The following is a 13,223-nucleotide window of genomic DNA, read 5'->3' on the forward strand; positions in this document are numbered from 1 at the left end:
AGTTCAGGCCGCCCTGCCGGCGGCGTGTCCCAACAGGCTAATTGCCCGGGTAGCGCCCGAGGAAGTCCGCCATGCGGCCGATGGCTTCTTCGATGTCCTTGACGTTGGGCAGCGTGACCATCCGGAAGTGGTCGGGGCGGACCCAGTTGAACGCCCGGCCATGGGAGACCAGGATCTTCTGTTCCTTCAGCAGGTCCAGGACGAACTTCTCGTCATCGCGGATGTGGTAGACCTCCGGGTCCAGCTTCGGGAAGAGGTACAGGGCGCCCTTGGCCTGCTGGGTGCTCACACCGGGGATGGCATTAAGCAGCTCGTAGGCCTTGTTGCGCTGTTCGAGCAGCCGGCCGCCGGGAAGGATGAGGTCGTTGATGCTCTGGTAACCGCCGAGCGCGGTCTGGATGGCGTGCTGCGCAGGAACGTTGGCGCACAGCCGCATGTTGGCCAGGAGGTTGATGCCTTCGAGGTAGTCGGCTGCTTCCTTCTTGGGTCCGGAAATGGCCATCCAGCCTGCACGGTAGCCACAGACCCGGTAGGCCTTGGAAAGTCCGCTGAACGTCAGGCACAGGACGTCATCGCCGGTCAGCCCGGCAAGGTTCACGTGCACGGCGTCCTCGTACAGGATCTTTTCGTAGATTTCGTCGGCGAAGAGCACCAGGCCGTGCTTCTCCGCCAGGGCCACGATCTTGCGGAGGGTTTCCTCCGGGTAGACGGCGCCCGTGGGGTTGTTCGGGTTGATGACCACGATGCCCTTGGTGCGCGGCGTGATCTTGGATTCCAGGTCGTCCAGGTCCGGCTGCCAGCCCGATTCCTCGTCGCACAGGTAGTGCACGGGGCGGCCGCCGGCCAGGGACACGGAGGCGGTCCAGAGCGGGTAGTCCGGAGAAGGAATGAGGACCTCGTCGCCGTCTTCGAGCAGCGCCATGAGGGACATGGTGATGAGTTCGCTGACGCCGTTGCCGAGGTAGATGTCATCGACATGGATGTTCTGGATGCCGCGGGTCTGGTAGTACTGCGAGACGGCCGTGCGGGCGGAGAAAATGCCGCGGGAATCGCTGTAGCCCTGGGCGTTCGGCAGGTGGCGGATCATGTCCACCAGGATCGCGTCCGGCGCTTCAAAGCCAAAGGGCGCCGGGTTTCCGATGTTCAGTTTGAGGATTCGGTGCCCCTCTGCCTCCATTTGCTGGGCGGCCTGAAGAATCGGTCCACGGATGTCGTAAAGGACATTATGAAGCTTGGTGGACTGCTTGAATTCTGCCATCCATCAAATATGCCACACCGGTGATGGACTTCCCGTGAGAGGTGCCTCACAGAAGCACGACGACGGCGGGCGGCCATAACAGGGGCCGCCCGCCGCCGTCGACGTCCTTGACAGGGAGCCGGTGGGGACTACTTGGTGAGCCCCTTTTCCTTCAGCCAGGCTGCCGCGGCATCCTTCGGGTTCTGCTTCTGGTCACCGCTGACCGCCCGGTTGAGGTTGATGAGGTCCTCCGTAGTGAGTGCCTTGGATACTGCGTTCAGCGCATCCTTGGCCTTGTCCGTCATCTTGGCCTTGTTGTAGAGGGGAAGCACTTGCTGGGCCTTGAAGTTGTTCTTCGGGTCCTCGAGCACAACGAGGTCGTTGTCCTGGATGGACGGCGTGGTGGTGTAGATGTCCGCCACCTGCACCTCATCGGTCAGGAGCGCCTGGAGGGTGAGGTTGCCGCCGCCGTCGCTGAAGGGCTTCAGGCCCTTGAGCACGCAGTTGTAGTTGGCCTTCAGCCCCGGGAACCCGTAGGCGCGGGTTTCGAAGGTTGCCGGCGCAGCCATCGTGAGGTCCTTGCACACCTTGGCCAGGTCCGTGATGGACTTCAGCTGGTACTTCTCGGCCGTGGCCTTGGTGACGACCATGGCGTCCTTGTCCTCGGCCTTGGCAGCGTCGAGCACGCCCAGGCCTTGGGGAAGCTTGCCGGGGAGCGCCTTGTAGACGTCGTCCGCGGAGACTTCGGGCGCGTTGGCGTCCAGGTAGGACAGCAGGTTTCCGGAATAGTCCGGGGCGAGGTCGATCGAGCCATCCTGGACGGCCTTGAAGTAGATCTCCCGGGAACCGATGTTCGGCTTGGTGGTGGCCGTGACCCCCGCCGCGTTGAGCGCCCCCGCATAGATTTCGGCGATGATCTGGCTTTCGGGGAAGTCCGCCGAGCCGACCACCAGCGGCCCGCCGCCGCCCGAGGACGCGCTGATACTTGGGGTGGACAGCGGACTGCCGCCGCAGGCACTCAGTGCAAAGGCAAGGCCGACGCCGGCCGCCAGGCCGCCCAGCCCGCGACGGGTGAGCGTGCGGGCCTGGGATGCGAAGGTGGTGCTGTTCTTCATGGGGTTCCTCCTTGAAGGTCAGGGCCGGACGGGGCCGCCGCTGCGAGGTCTCCGGCAGGCCTGCGGCCGCCGCGGGAATCGGTGGACAGCCCCGGGGAGAGGATCATCCTCTGCACGGCGGCCAGTATGAGGTCGACGGCGATTGCCAGTGCCGCGATGAGCAGGGACCCGCCGAGCATCCGGGGGAAGTCCTGGAGGACCAGGCCATCAAAAAGGTAGCGCCCCAGCCCGCCGAGTGGAAGATAGGCGACCACCGAGACGGTGGCGATGACCTGCAGCACGGCTGTCCGGACACCCCCGGCCAGGACCGGCAGTCCGTTGGGGAGCTCAACCCGGAACAGGATCTGCAGTTCGGTCATTCCCAGCGCCCGGGCTCCGTCCACCACCGCGCGGTCCACGCTGGAGATGCCGGCGTAGCTGCCGGCCAGCAGCGGCGGAACGGTCAGGATAACCAACGCCCACACCGGAGGCATCAGCCCGCTGCCTGCCAGCAAGGCGAAGAGGACCAGCAGGCCCAGGGTGGGAAGGGCCCGCAAGGCACCGGCGACGGCGACTGCGACAACCCGGCCCCGGCCGGTGTGGCCGATGAACATCCCCAGGGGCACGGCGATGGCGGCAGCTATGGCGAGGACGGAGGGCTGAATACTGCAGGTGTTCGAAAAGGCGGACGGCAATGCCCCCGCTGCCGCTCCAGTTGGCCGGGGATGCGAGCCAGGCGAAGGTGTTGGAAAAGATGTCCATCAGTCTGCCCCCTCACGGATCCAAGTGGCGGCCATCGCCCGGGCACCGTTTCCCGCTGCCGGTTTCGCGGCGGCGCGGGTCCACGGGGTGAGTGCCCGTTCCAGCAGGACCAGCAGCGTCTCCATGAAGAGCGCCAGGACCAGGATCCCCAGGATGCCCACCACCACTTCGGTGATGAAGGTGCGCTGCAGGCCATCGGTGAAGAGCACACCGAGGTTTCCCACCCCGAGCAGCGCAGCCACGCTCACGAGGGATATGTTGCTGACCGATACCACCCGAAGCCCGGCGAACAGCACTGGCAGGGAGAGAGGGATGTCAATCTTCAGGAACCGTGCCAACGAGGTGAAGCCCATGGCCGTTGCCGCCAAGCGCAGTTCCTCGTCCACGGAGTCGAACGCGTCCATGGCTGCCCGGACCAGGAGTGCCACGGCGTAGATGGTCAGCGCAACGACCACGTTGACCGGATCCAGGATCCGGGTGCCCAGCACGGGCGGCAGGATGATGAACAGGGCCAGGGAAGGGATCGTGTACAGGAGGGAACTGGCCGTGGTCACCACCGTGCGAAACGCCGGCCTCCCCCGGGCAATCTGGGCCAGGGGCACGGAAATGGCCAGGCCCAGGACCATCGGAACCACTGCGAGCACGAAATGCTGGCCGGCCAGTCCGAACACGGTGCCGCTGTTGGCCAGGAACCATTCCATCAGACCGGTTCCTCCCGCTGCCGCCGGCTTTCTTCGATCAGTGCCAGGATTTCCTCCGCCTTGAGGACCCCCGCGAGCCGCCCGTCACCGTCCACCGCCACGCCCAGGCCCGACGGCGAGGACAAGGCTGCGTCGAGGGCGCGGCGGAGGCTGTCCCCGGGACGGAAGAGCGAACCACCGGGAACCAGCCCGCCGTCGTCGCGCGGCGACGCCCAGCCCAAAGGGTGGGAATCGTCGTCGAGCACCAAGGCCCATTCGCTGTTGCCGCCGGCCGCAGCTGCGGAATCGACAGTCTTGGCCGGATGCAGCGGGACCGACTCTGCCGGATTGAAGGACAGCCGCCGGAATCCGCGGTCACGGCCCACGAAGGATGCCACGAAATCGTTGGCCGGGGCACGCAGGATTTCCTCCGGCGCGGCGTACTGGGCAAGCTTGCCGCCGACGGCGAAGACCGCGACCTTGTCGCCAAGCACGGTGGCCTCGTCGATGTCGTGGGTGACGAAGACGATCGTCTTGGCAAGCTCGCGCTGCAGCCGCAGGAGTTCCTGCTGCAGTTCGTCGCGGACCACCGGGTCGACGGCGCTGAACGGCTCGTCCATCAGCAGCACGGGAGGGTCGGCGGCGAGCGCCCGGGCAACCCCGACCCGCTGCTGCTGACCGCCGGACAGCTGGGACGGATACCGCCGGCCGAGCGCGGCGGCCAGCCCGACGACGTCGAGCAGTTCCGCCGCGCGCCGGCGGGCCTCCGCTTTGGGAACGCCGTTAAGCCGAGGCACCGTGGCGATATTGTCCAGCACGGTGCGGTGCGGCATGAGGCCGGCCGACTGCATGACATACCCCATGGAGCGGCGCAGCTTGGCCGCCGGTTCAGCCGAGACGTCCCGGCCCGCCACGGTGATGGTCCCGGATGTGGGTTCCACCATCCGGTTGATCATCCGCAGGGACGTGGTCTTGCCGCAGCCGGAAGGCCCCACCAGGACAGTGATGGCGCCCTTGTCGATGGACATGCTCAAGTTGTCCACGGCAGGCTGGCCGCCCTGATACCGCTTGGTGACGCTCTGGAACTCAATCATGGCTTCAGCCATTTCCGGGCTTACCTCGCTGTCGGCGAATCAGTGGAGCAGTCGGGCGGGCATTCAAGACGATGGTGGATTCAGCCTAGTCACCGCCTTTGGCGATGTCAGCCACGGCGCCGGGTCCGTAAGGGATCGGCAAGATTCAGCCGGTTTTCCGGTTCCGTCCCTTGCCCCGCAGCTCACCTCCCTCGTGGCGGTACCGCTCGGCAGCGCGCTGGCTCAGCCCCGCCCGCACGATGTTCTGGTGCCATTCGCGCTGGTAGGCGCGCCGGGCGGCGGCGTCCTGCTTCCGGGCGAGCGCGGCGAGCTCGTTCTGGAGTTTGCGGTAGCTTTCCCAGTGGCGCAGTTCCACCCGGCCGTCGGCGAGCGCCGCCTGCACCGCGCAGCCGGGTTCGCGGTCGTGGGCGCAGTCAGCGAAACGGCACAGTCCGAAGAGCTCCTCGAGGTCGGCGAACATCTCCTCCAGGCCGTTCTCCGCATCGAAGAGGCCGAAGCCGCGCACGCCCGGGGTGTCCATCAGGACCGCTCCGCCGGGCAGGGGAACGAGCTCACGGGAGGTGGTGGTGTGCCGACCCTTTCCGTCGCCGGCTCGGACCCGCCCTGTTTCCTGGACATCCCGGCCCGCCAGCGCGTTGATAAGGCTGGACTTCCCGGCACCGGAAGGCCCCAGCAGCGCCACCGTGCCTCCCGCCGGGATATGCAGCATGAGTTCGTCGAGGCCGTCGCTTTGTTCGGCGGAGGTGGTGACCACCTCCACTCCGGCGGCGTGCAGCATGACTTGCCCGACGACGTCGTCCGCCAGCTCAGCGAGGTCCGCCTTGGTGATAATCACCAGCGGGGTGGCACCGGAATCCCATGCCGCGACGAGGGTGCGTTCGAGGCGGTTGGGACTCAGCGGCCGGTCCATCGGGACCACGACGCCGACGACGTCGATGTTGGCCCCGAGGACCTGTTCTTCAATGGACGCTGCCAGGGCCCGCTTGCGGCCCAGCGAGGTGCGCCGCGGCAGGACCTCGACGACTGCGGGTTCCCCCGCCCGGTTGCGGCCGAGCCACACCCAGTCGCCGGTGACCGGCGCGGGGCCGTGGCTGGGATAGGGCAGGTGGCTCAGCCCGGACGGACCGGCGACGAGGACCCGGTTGCGGTCGAGCCGGACCACCCGGCCCGCCGTTTCGTCGCCGCGGACTTCGTCATGGTCCGACGGCGGGTGGGCACGGAAGTACTCCCCGGTTTCCGGGGTGAAGCCGTAGTCGGCCGGCCCCTCAAGAATGGTGTTTGGTGTTGCAGGACCCTCTGCGGGCCCGAAGGTGGTTTTCAATGTTCAGCCTCTGGAGAGGCCCGGCCACCGGTGCGGCAGCGTGAAGGAATTGCCGCCTAATACAGGGCGGAGGCCGGGGCAGGAATGATGATGTGCTGTGCGCGCGGGGCGCGCGAAGATTCGGCAATCATTGCTTCCACCTCCTCGGCATTAGGCCGGCGGACCACTGCGATAGTTCGTCAGGGGCCGGCGGTTCGACCAGCTTAGCCAGCAGGGTTGCGGCTTGGCCAGAGCCGCACGCGGATTTTCAGCCGAGCTTCCCGTTGAGCGGCCGTTCGCGGTGCAGGCGAAGGCCGATGTCCACCAGTGAAACCCTGTTCAGGTCCGGCACATCGGCCAGCGGAATCCAGGCGGCGTGGGTGGTGCTGCCGTCCACCTCGTGGCTGAGTTCACCGCCGGTGATCCGGGCTTCGAAGACCATCCTCAGGGCCTGGAACGGTCGGGCCTTCCCGTCCAGCCGGGGTTCATCCGGCCAGTAGCCCACATCCGTTCCGAGCATGGCGCCGACCTCGGCGTGGTAGCCGGTCTCCTCCAGGATTTCCCGCCGGCAGCCGTCCACCGGGTGTTCGGCGAGATCGAGCCCGCCGCCGGGCAGGGTCCAGCCTTCCTTGCCGTTCTCCTTCCAGTACGCCAGGAGGACGGCACCGTCCCGGACGATGACTCCGTAGGCGGCAGGTCGCGTGTCGAATCGCATGCTCACAAGGGACAGCTTAGGCCCGGCGGGCGGCGTGTATGCAGTTGCCGGCCCGGCCTCCCGGGGAGGCTAGTCAGGCCAGCACCGCCGCCTCGATCTCGGAGCTGTCCGGGACGCCGAGTCCGGCGGCTTCGCGGAGCTCAACGACGGTTCCGGGCTTGTCGAGTTCGAGCACCTTGATCATGTTGCGGCCTGTCCGGATCAGCGGCCCGGGGACGTACAGGGTGCGCTGCGGCCCCGCCTCCCAATAGCGGCCGAGCAGGAAGCCGTTGATCCAGAGGAAGCCCTTGCCCGAATCCGGGAGCGCAAGGTACGTGTCGGCGGGTTCGGCCACGGTGAAGTCTGCACCGGGCAGCCGGTCCAGTTCCGCTTCGGTCCATTCCGCGAGCGCCACGGGGGTCTGGGTCCAGTGGAAGGTGTAGCGCTGGTTGACCAGCACCCCGCCCAGGATCCCCTTCCCCTGTCCGGTGAGGGGGCCGTAGTTGATCCGGCCCAGGTTCTCCACGAGGATGTCCAGTTTCGCCGGGATCCCGGTGCCGGTGACCGTGAGGCCCTCGGCGCCCGTAGCGTCGTCGAGGATGCCGGCGAAGAGCCCGTCCACCCAGATGTGGGCGCGGTCGTGCAGGCCCGTGATCTTCAGCTTCGCTTCCGTGGGCGCGTCCGGGCGGCCTGGCAGCACCGCCGCCGCCGAGTACAGCACCAGGCCGGAGTCCAGGCCCAGTTCCTCGAAGGACAGCGGTTTGACGCTGTGGACCGGGGCTGCGGAGCCACGCAGCAGGCTGGTCAGTTCCGGGGCGGGACCCAGGGGCAGCGTGGCCGCCGGGAGCACCGGCGCCGGTGCCAGCAGTTCAGGGGCCAAGCGCGGAAGCTCGGTGATGCCCTGCGCCCGGAAGAACTCCGTGCGCAGGGCATGGAACTTCGGAGTCAGCGCTCCGTTTTCGGCGATGGGCGCATCCGAGTCGTAGCTGGTGACCGTGGGCTGGATGCGGGTGCCGTCGTGGTTGGCGCCGGAGCCGAGGCCGAAGTTGCTTCCGCCGTGGGCCATGTAAATGCACACCGAACCATCTAGGTCCAGGATCTTGCGGACCTCGGCCGCGGCCTCTGCGGCATCACGCACATGGTGCTCCTCGCCCCAGTGGTCGAACCAGCCGCCCCAGAACTCGACATTGAAGAACGGTTCGCCGGGCCGGCGCCGCTGCCAGGTGGCCACGGCTTCGTCGCCCCGGCTGCCGAGGGTCGCCGTCGCCCAGGTTCCTTCCACGGCGCCGCCGTCGAGGAAGTAGTCCGTGCCGCCGTCGGCCGTGAACAACAACTCGGTGATGCCGCGCTCTTCCAGGGCACGGCGGTTCCAGCGGATGTAGTCGTGGTCATCGCCGTAGCTGCCGTATTCGTTCTCGATCTGCACCGCCACCACGGGGCCGCCGTTGCAAGCCTGGCGGGGTGCAATGATGGGCAGGAGATGGTCGAACCACTCCTCGATGGCCCCGGTGAAGACGGGGTCCAGGCAGCGCAGGCCGATGCCCGGCGTGCCGGTGAGCCAGGCCGGGAAACCGCCGTTGTCCCATTCGGCGCAGATGTAGGGCCCGGGCCGGACAATGACGTCCAGCCCTTCTTCGGCCGCGAGGTCGATGAAGCGGCCCAGGTCCCGCCAGCCGTTGAAATCCGGGGCCTGTCCGCGGTGCGGCTGGTGGAAGTTCCATGCGACGTAGGTGTCCACCGTGTTGGTGCCCATTGCCTTGAGCCTGCGGAGCCTGTCCCGCCAGTGCCCGGGGTGGACCCGGAAGTAGTGGATGGCTCCGGCCAGGATGCGGTAGCGTTCCCCCGAGCGGTACAGGACGGCGTCGCGGTAACTCAAAACGGCGTTGTTCACAAAAAACAGAATAGTACATTTATTAACAAATCAGCACATGGAGTTGTCTCGTGACCAACTTGGAAACGGCCCCGGCCCAAGAACTGTGCCCCGCCGGGCACCCCGGCCAGGGACCGTGCGTCCAGCTTTGGCCGGAGCGGGAAGTGCCGCTGGGTGGGGTACGTGCCATGAACGTGCTCCGCACCCTTCCGCAGCGCGGACTGCCGACCGTGGGCGCATGGTGCTTCCTGGACAGCTTCGGCCCGGACCGGGTGGCCATGAGCGTGCTGCCGCACCCGCACATGGGACTGCAGACGGTTACCTGGCCGCTGGAAGGCGACGTGCGGCACCGCGACAGCGTGGGCAGCGACGTGGTGGTGCGCCCCGGCCAGTTGAACATCATGACGGCGGGCCGCGGCATCGCACACTCCGAGTTCGCGGTGCTGCCGCAGCCGGACGGCGACGGCGAAGTGGAGGTGCCGCTGTCCCGCGGGCTGCAGCTGTGGGTCGCGCTGCCGGACGCCGAACGGCACCGGACGCCGTCGTTCGAGCAGGTGGTTGACCTGCCGCTCGCCAGCGGAGACGGCTACACGGCCAAGGTGCTGGTTGGCGAATTCGCCGGACAACGCTCCCCCGCCACCATGTTCAGCCCGATCGTCGGCGCGGAAATCAGCGGTTCCGGGGAGATCGGTTTCCCCCTGAACCCGGCGTTCGAACACGCCATCCTGGTCCTGGACGGCCGCCTGACCGTGGACGGCCAGGAAGTCGGCGCCGGTCCCCTCGCCTACCTGGGTGCGGGACGGGATTCCCTGGCCGTCACGGCCGCCCCGGACACCTGCTTCATGCTGCTCGGCGGCGAACCCTTCGAGGAGGACATCCTCATGTGGTGGAACTTCGTGGGCCGCACGCACGAAGAGATCGTTGAAGCGCGCGGGGACTGGGAGGCCCAGGCCTCGCTGGCCGACCCCGATGCCCGGGCTGCCCGCTTCGGCGTGGTTGATGGACACGGGCCCGACGCCGGCGCTGAAGCCGGTCGCATCCCGGCGCCGCCGCTGCCTGGCGTCCGGCTCAAGCCGCGCACCCGCGGCGGCCTGCCCGAATAACGGAGGGACCACGACGGTGGTCTGCCCCTTGCAGGGTCGGGCCCCCGTCGGGATGTCCCGGCTGAGCAGTCTCAGCCGAGCTCGGCGATGATCTGCGGCACCCCGAAGACGGGATCCTGGTCCAGGACCCGCACGTCCGTCACCCCGTGAGCCGCGAGACCTGCACGGAAGGCGGATTGCAGCGCGCCCACGTTCATGCCCAGCCCGCTGCCCAGGATCGCCGGCCCCGTAATCCCCAGCTGCCGCAAGACCTGCGCCGCGAGCTCGGCCAGATCCCGGCCGGCCTGGTCCAGGAGCTGCAGGCTCACCTCGAAGCCTGCGTCCGCGGTCTGCACCACGACGCCTGCCCGCTGCGCCCAGTAGCGGCGGCCGGTGTCTGCGGAGTGGAAGAGGGCGATGAGTTTGTTGGGATCGTCCAGGCCGCAGGATTCCAGCAGGGCGCGGGTGAGGGCGTCCGGTTCCAGGCCCTTGTTCATCCGGCGCAGGCTGTGGCGGACTGCTTCGCGCCCCAGCCAGTAGCCGCTGCCTTCGTCGCCCAGCAGGTATCCCCAGCCGCCGGCGCGGGCTTCCTGCCCTGTGGAGTTCTTGCCCCAGGCCGCGGAGCCGGTTCCCGCGATGACGGCGACGCCGGTGCTCGTCCGCCCGGCGGCCAGCAGCAGGCGGGAGTCATGCACCACCGAGACCGCGGCACCCGGGACGTGCGGTTCGATGAGGGTGGCGAGTGCCCTGGCGTCGTCGTCGGTGTCGATACCGCCGGCGCCGGCGAGCACTGTGTCCACGCGGCCGCCGCCGATCCTGCCGAACAGTTCGGCGAGGTTGGCAGCCGCGGCCTCCCGGCTGACGTTCTGCACATTGGCGCTGCCGACGGATTCGTCGCGGACCACTACCCCGTCCTCGAAGCGGACGCCGCGGGTCTTGGTGCCGCCGATGTCCAGGCCGATGACGGTGCCGGGAACAACCGGCAAAGCAGGGCCGGAGCGTGACGAGGGATTCTCAGGGTTTTCCACGTGCACAGCTTAACGCGACGGCATCTCAGCTCCGACCCTTGATGAAGCCGGCCAGCAGCTCCGGGCCTTCCGCCAGGACCATCTCACGGAACAGCCGGACGGGTTCGGCTTCGCTGCTCAGTTCGCGGTTCCGGCGTTCACGCCAGGCGATTCCGATCTCCCGGTAGGCCAGACGGGATTCGATGGCCACTTCCACCCACCCCAGCCCGGTGCCCCGCGGTCCGTGGATTCCGGGCCCCAGGCCGCCCGGCGGGAGGATGCTGTAGCCCAGCCCGGCGGACACCAGCCCGCGGACGGTGTGGGTGTCCTGGCTTTCGAAGGCGGTGCGGGGCCGGATGCCGGCGTCGCGGAATATCGCATCAGTGAGGGAGCGCAGGCCGTAGCCCGGGCCCATCGCCACGAACGGCTCGTGCTTGAGCTCTTCAAGGCGGAGCCGCTTCCGGCCAGCCGCCGGGTGCTGGTGGTGCAGGACCAGCCGCAGCGGCTCGCGGTAGAGCGCGGCGGAGGCAAGCCCCCGGCCGCGCGGGGCGACCGGCGAGGTCAGGGCGATGTCGGCGTCGCCCGTTGCGAGCTCATCGAGGCAGGCGGCCCGGGCGCCCTGGCTGAGCTCGAAGGCGGTCAGCGGATAGCGCCCCCGGAAGGCACCGATCAGCACGGGCAAGGTGGCTTCGCCGAAGGTGTGCTGGAAGCTCACCGCGATCCGGCCCCGGACCGAGTCCTGTTCCTGCCGCACCAGGTCCAGCCCGCGGCGGAATTCGGCGAGCGCGGCGTCCACATGGGGCAGCAGCGTCCGCGCGGCGGCGCTGAGCCGCACCCCGCGGCCGTCCCGGACCAACAGTTCAGTCCCGACGACGGCGCCCGCCCGGGCCAGCGCCCGGCTCACCGTCGACTGCGGCACCCCGAGGAGTTCGGCCGTCGCGGTGACGTGTTCGGTCCGCGCAAGTTCGGAAAGAATGGGCAACAGGGGCAGCAGCTGGACGAGCTGCTTGTGGTCCGGGTCCATGGTGCGGCGCCCTTCAGTCAATGACGCAGTTCAATGTGAATTTGCTATGAAAATCATCTCATTCATGCATTGGAATCATCACTCGCCGGCGGCATAACGTGGCAGGGTGATGATGCAAGCGGCCCCGGATGCCACCGACGGACATCCCAAGGGCTCCCCCGGTTACCGGCGGATCCTCGCCGGACTGGCGATGGCCGGCGTCGCGACGTTCGCCCAGCTCTATTCCACCCAGGCGGTCCTGCCGCTGATGTCGAAGGAACTCGGGATCACGGCCGCGGACGCAGCGCTGAGCGTCTCCGTCGCCACGGCCGGGCTCGCCGCCGCGGTATTGCCCTGGTCCTTCGTTGCCGACCGCATCGGACGGGTTCGTGCCATGGCGATCGCGATCGGCGCGGCGACGATCCTTGGCCTGCTGGTGCCGTTCGCGCCGGCGCTGCCGCTGGTGTTGGGCCTGCGCACCTTGGAGGGCGTGGCCCTGGGCGGCATCCCCGCTGTGGCCATCGCCTACCTGAACGAGGAAATCGGCAAGGCACATGCGGCGCTGGCCGCCGGCAGCTACGTCGCCGGCACCACGCTGGGCGGCTTGGCGGGCCGGCTCCTGGCCGGACCCCTCGGGGAAATCTGGGGGTGGCGGGCCGGAACCCTGGCAGTGTCCTTGCTCGCAGCGGTTTCCGCTGGACTGTTCCTGCTCCTGGTCCCGAAGCCACGGCGCTTCGCTCCCGCGCCGGCCCAAGGCATGCGCGGGGCCGCGAAGACTCTGCTTGGCCATCTCGGCAATCCGCGGCTGCTGGCCATCTACCTGCAGGCCTTTGTGCTGATGGGCGGTTTCGTGGCCGTCTACAACTACCTGGGCTTCCGGCTGCACGCCGAGCCATTCGCCCTTCCGGCCTCTGTGGTGAGCCTGATCTTCCTTGCCTACCTTTCGGGCACGGTGAGCTCACGATGGGGCGCAGCCCTCTCGCTGCGCCTCGGCCGGCGCAACGTCCTCCTGGCCGGGATCGGCTGCATGGCCGCAGGCATGGCACTGACCCTGTGGGACTTCCTGCCGACGGTGCTCGCGGGCCTGCTCCTCTTCACGGCCGGTTTCTTCGCCGCCCACAGCATCGGTGCCGGGTGGAGCGGGACGCTCCCTGCAGGCGGCAAGGCACAGGCGGCCTCGCTATACAACCTCTTCTACTACCTGGGGTCCAGCATCCTCGGCTGGCTTGGCGGGCTCGTCTTCCAGTCCGCGGGCTGGACCGCACTCGCCTGGGGCGTGATCGCCCTGGCGTGCACGACGGCGGCGGTCACCGCCGTCGTGCACCCTTCGGTAAAGCCGGTGCCCGCCGTCGTCGTCCACGCTTCCTGAATTGCTCCCGCTTCCTGAGGCGGCGCACCGG

At 68.2% G+C, this 13,223-nt stretch carries 11 protein-coding genes and 1 pseudogene; 2 read left to right on the forward strand and 10 right to left on the reverse strand.

Annotation, left to right across the window (positions count from 1 at the left end; genetic code table 11):
* Positions 1-37 precede the first annotated feature (37 nt).
* The 8 genes and pseudogenes from ACZ9CK_RS12310 to ACZ9CK_RS12345 form a co-directional block, all read right to left on the reverse strand.
* Positions 38-1,258 carry a pyridoxal phosphate-dependent aminotransferase gene (locus ACZ9CK_RS12310; RefSeq protein ID WP_426298857.1) on the reverse strand — a complete coding sequence of 407 codons (1,221 nt, stop codon included), beginning with the start codon at positions 1,256-1,258 and terminating at the stop codon, positions 38-40.
* Between the two features lie 128 nt (positions 1,259-1,386).
* Positions 1,387-2,352: an ABC transporter substrate-binding protein gene (locus ACZ9CK_RS12315; protein WP_426298859.1), complete on the reverse strand. Its 966-nt coding sequence runs from the start codon at positions 2,350-2,352 to the stop codon at positions 1,387-1,389.
* A pseudogene (locus ACZ9CK_RS12320) lies at positions 2,349-3,093 on the reverse strand (ABC transporter permease). Before ACZ9CK_RS12320 ends, ACZ9CK_RS12315 begins: the two are co-directional and overlap by 4 nt.
* Complete coding sequence (locus ACZ9CK_RS12325; protein WP_476050083.1) at positions 3,093-3,794, reverse strand: ABC transporter permease; 702 nt, start codon at positions 3,792-3,794, stop codon at positions 3,093-3,095. The pseudogene ACZ9CK_RS12320 and the gene ACZ9CK_RS12325 overlap by 1 nt, the downstream one beginning before the upstream one ends.
* Positions 3,794-4,879: an ABC transporter ATP-binding protein gene (locus tag ACZ9CK_RS12330; RefSeq protein WP_476050084.1), complete on the reverse strand. Its 1,086-nt coding sequence runs from the start codon at positions 4,877-4,879 to the stop codon at positions 3,794-3,796. The genes ACZ9CK_RS12325 and ACZ9CK_RS12330 overlap by 1 nt, the downstream gene beginning before the upstream one ends.
* A 133-nt stretch (positions 4,880-5,012) precedes the next feature.
* On the reverse strand, positions 5,013-6,188 hold the full coding sequence (gene rsgA, locus ACZ9CK_RS12335) for a ribosome small subunit-dependent GTPase A (protein WP_476050085.1): 1,176 nt from the start codon (positions 6,186-6,188) through the stop codon (positions 5,013-5,015).
* A 247-nt stretch (positions 6,189-6,435) separates the two neighbouring features.
* Positions 6,436-6,888, reverse strand: a complete 453-nt coding sequence (locus ACZ9CK_RS12340) for an NUDIX hydrolase (protein WP_426298869.1) — start codon at positions 6,886-6,888, stop codon at positions 6,436-6,438.
* A gap of 67 nt (positions 6,889-6,955) precedes the next feature.
* On the reverse strand, positions 6,956-8,752 hold the full coding sequence (locus tag ACZ9CK_RS12345) for a glycoside hydrolase family 35 protein (RefSeq protein ID WP_476050086.1): 1,797 nt from the start codon (positions 8,750-8,752) through the stop codon (positions 6,956-6,958).
* A 50-nt stretch (positions 8,753-8,802) separates the two neighbouring features.
* Between ACZ9CK_RS12345 and ACZ9CK_RS12350 the strand changes: the two genes are divergently transcribed.
* A complete protein-coding gene (locus ACZ9CK_RS12350) occupies positions 8,803-9,834 on the forward strand; it encodes a pirin family protein (protein ID WP_476050087.1) in 1,032 nt (343 codons plus the stop codon).
* Between the two features lie 71 nt (positions 9,835-9,905).
* On the opposite strand, the gene ACZ9CK_RS12355 is transcribed toward ACZ9CK_RS12350, so the two are convergent.
* Positions 9,906-10,841, reverse strand: coding sequence for an N-acetylglucosamine kinase (locus tag ACZ9CK_RS12355; protein ID WP_476050088.1), 936 nt, complete (start codon positions 10,839-10,841; stop codon positions 9,906-9,908).
* Positions 10,842-10,866: 25 nt separating this feature from the next.
* On the reverse strand, positions 10,867-11,844 hold the full coding sequence (locus ACZ9CK_RS12360; protein ID WP_426303480.1) for a LysR family transcriptional regulator: 978 nt from the start codon (positions 11,842-11,844) through the stop codon (positions 10,867-10,869).
* Positions 11,845-11,953: 109 nt separating this feature from the next.
* Between ACZ9CK_RS12360 and ACZ9CK_RS12365 the strand changes: the two genes are divergently transcribed.
* Positions 11,954-13,192: an MFS transporter gene (locus tag ACZ9CK_RS12365; RefSeq protein WP_476050900.1), complete on the forward strand. Its 1,239-nt coding sequence runs from the start codon at positions 11,954-11,956 to the stop codon at positions 13,190-13,192.
* Positions 13,193-13,223 lie beyond the last annotated feature (31 nt).

Source organism: Arthrobacter sp. TE26545 (assembly GCF_056279005.1).

Excerpts from the sequence above, each read along its gene's own strand:
- ACZ9CK_RS12365 (WP_476050900.1), top strand. The coding sequence starts at position 11,954 with ATGATGCAAGCGGCCCCGGATGCCACCGACGGACATCCCAAGGGCTCC.
- ACZ9CK_RS12310 (WP_426298857.1), bottom strand. The coding sequence starts at position 1,258 with ATGGCAGAATTCAAGCAGTCCACCAAGCTTCATAATGTCCTTTACGAC.
- ACZ9CK_RS12360 (WP_426303480.1), bottom strand. The coding sequence starts at position 11,844 with ATGGACCCGGACCACAAGCAGCTCGTCCAGCTGCTGCCCCTGTTGCCC.
- ACZ9CK_RS12330 (WP_476050084.1), bottom strand. The coding sequence starts at position 4,879 with ATGGCTGAAGCCATGATTGAGTTCCAGAGCGTCACCAAGCGGTATCAG.
- ACZ9CK_RS12315 (WP_426298859.1), bottom strand. The coding sequence starts at position 2,352 with ATGAAGAACAGCACCACCTTCGCATCCCAGGCCCGCACGCTCACCCGT.
- ACZ9CK_RS12325 (WP_476050083.1), bottom strand. The coding sequence starts at position 3,794 with ATGGAATGGTTCCTGGCCAACAGCGGCACCGTGTTCGGACTGGCCGGC.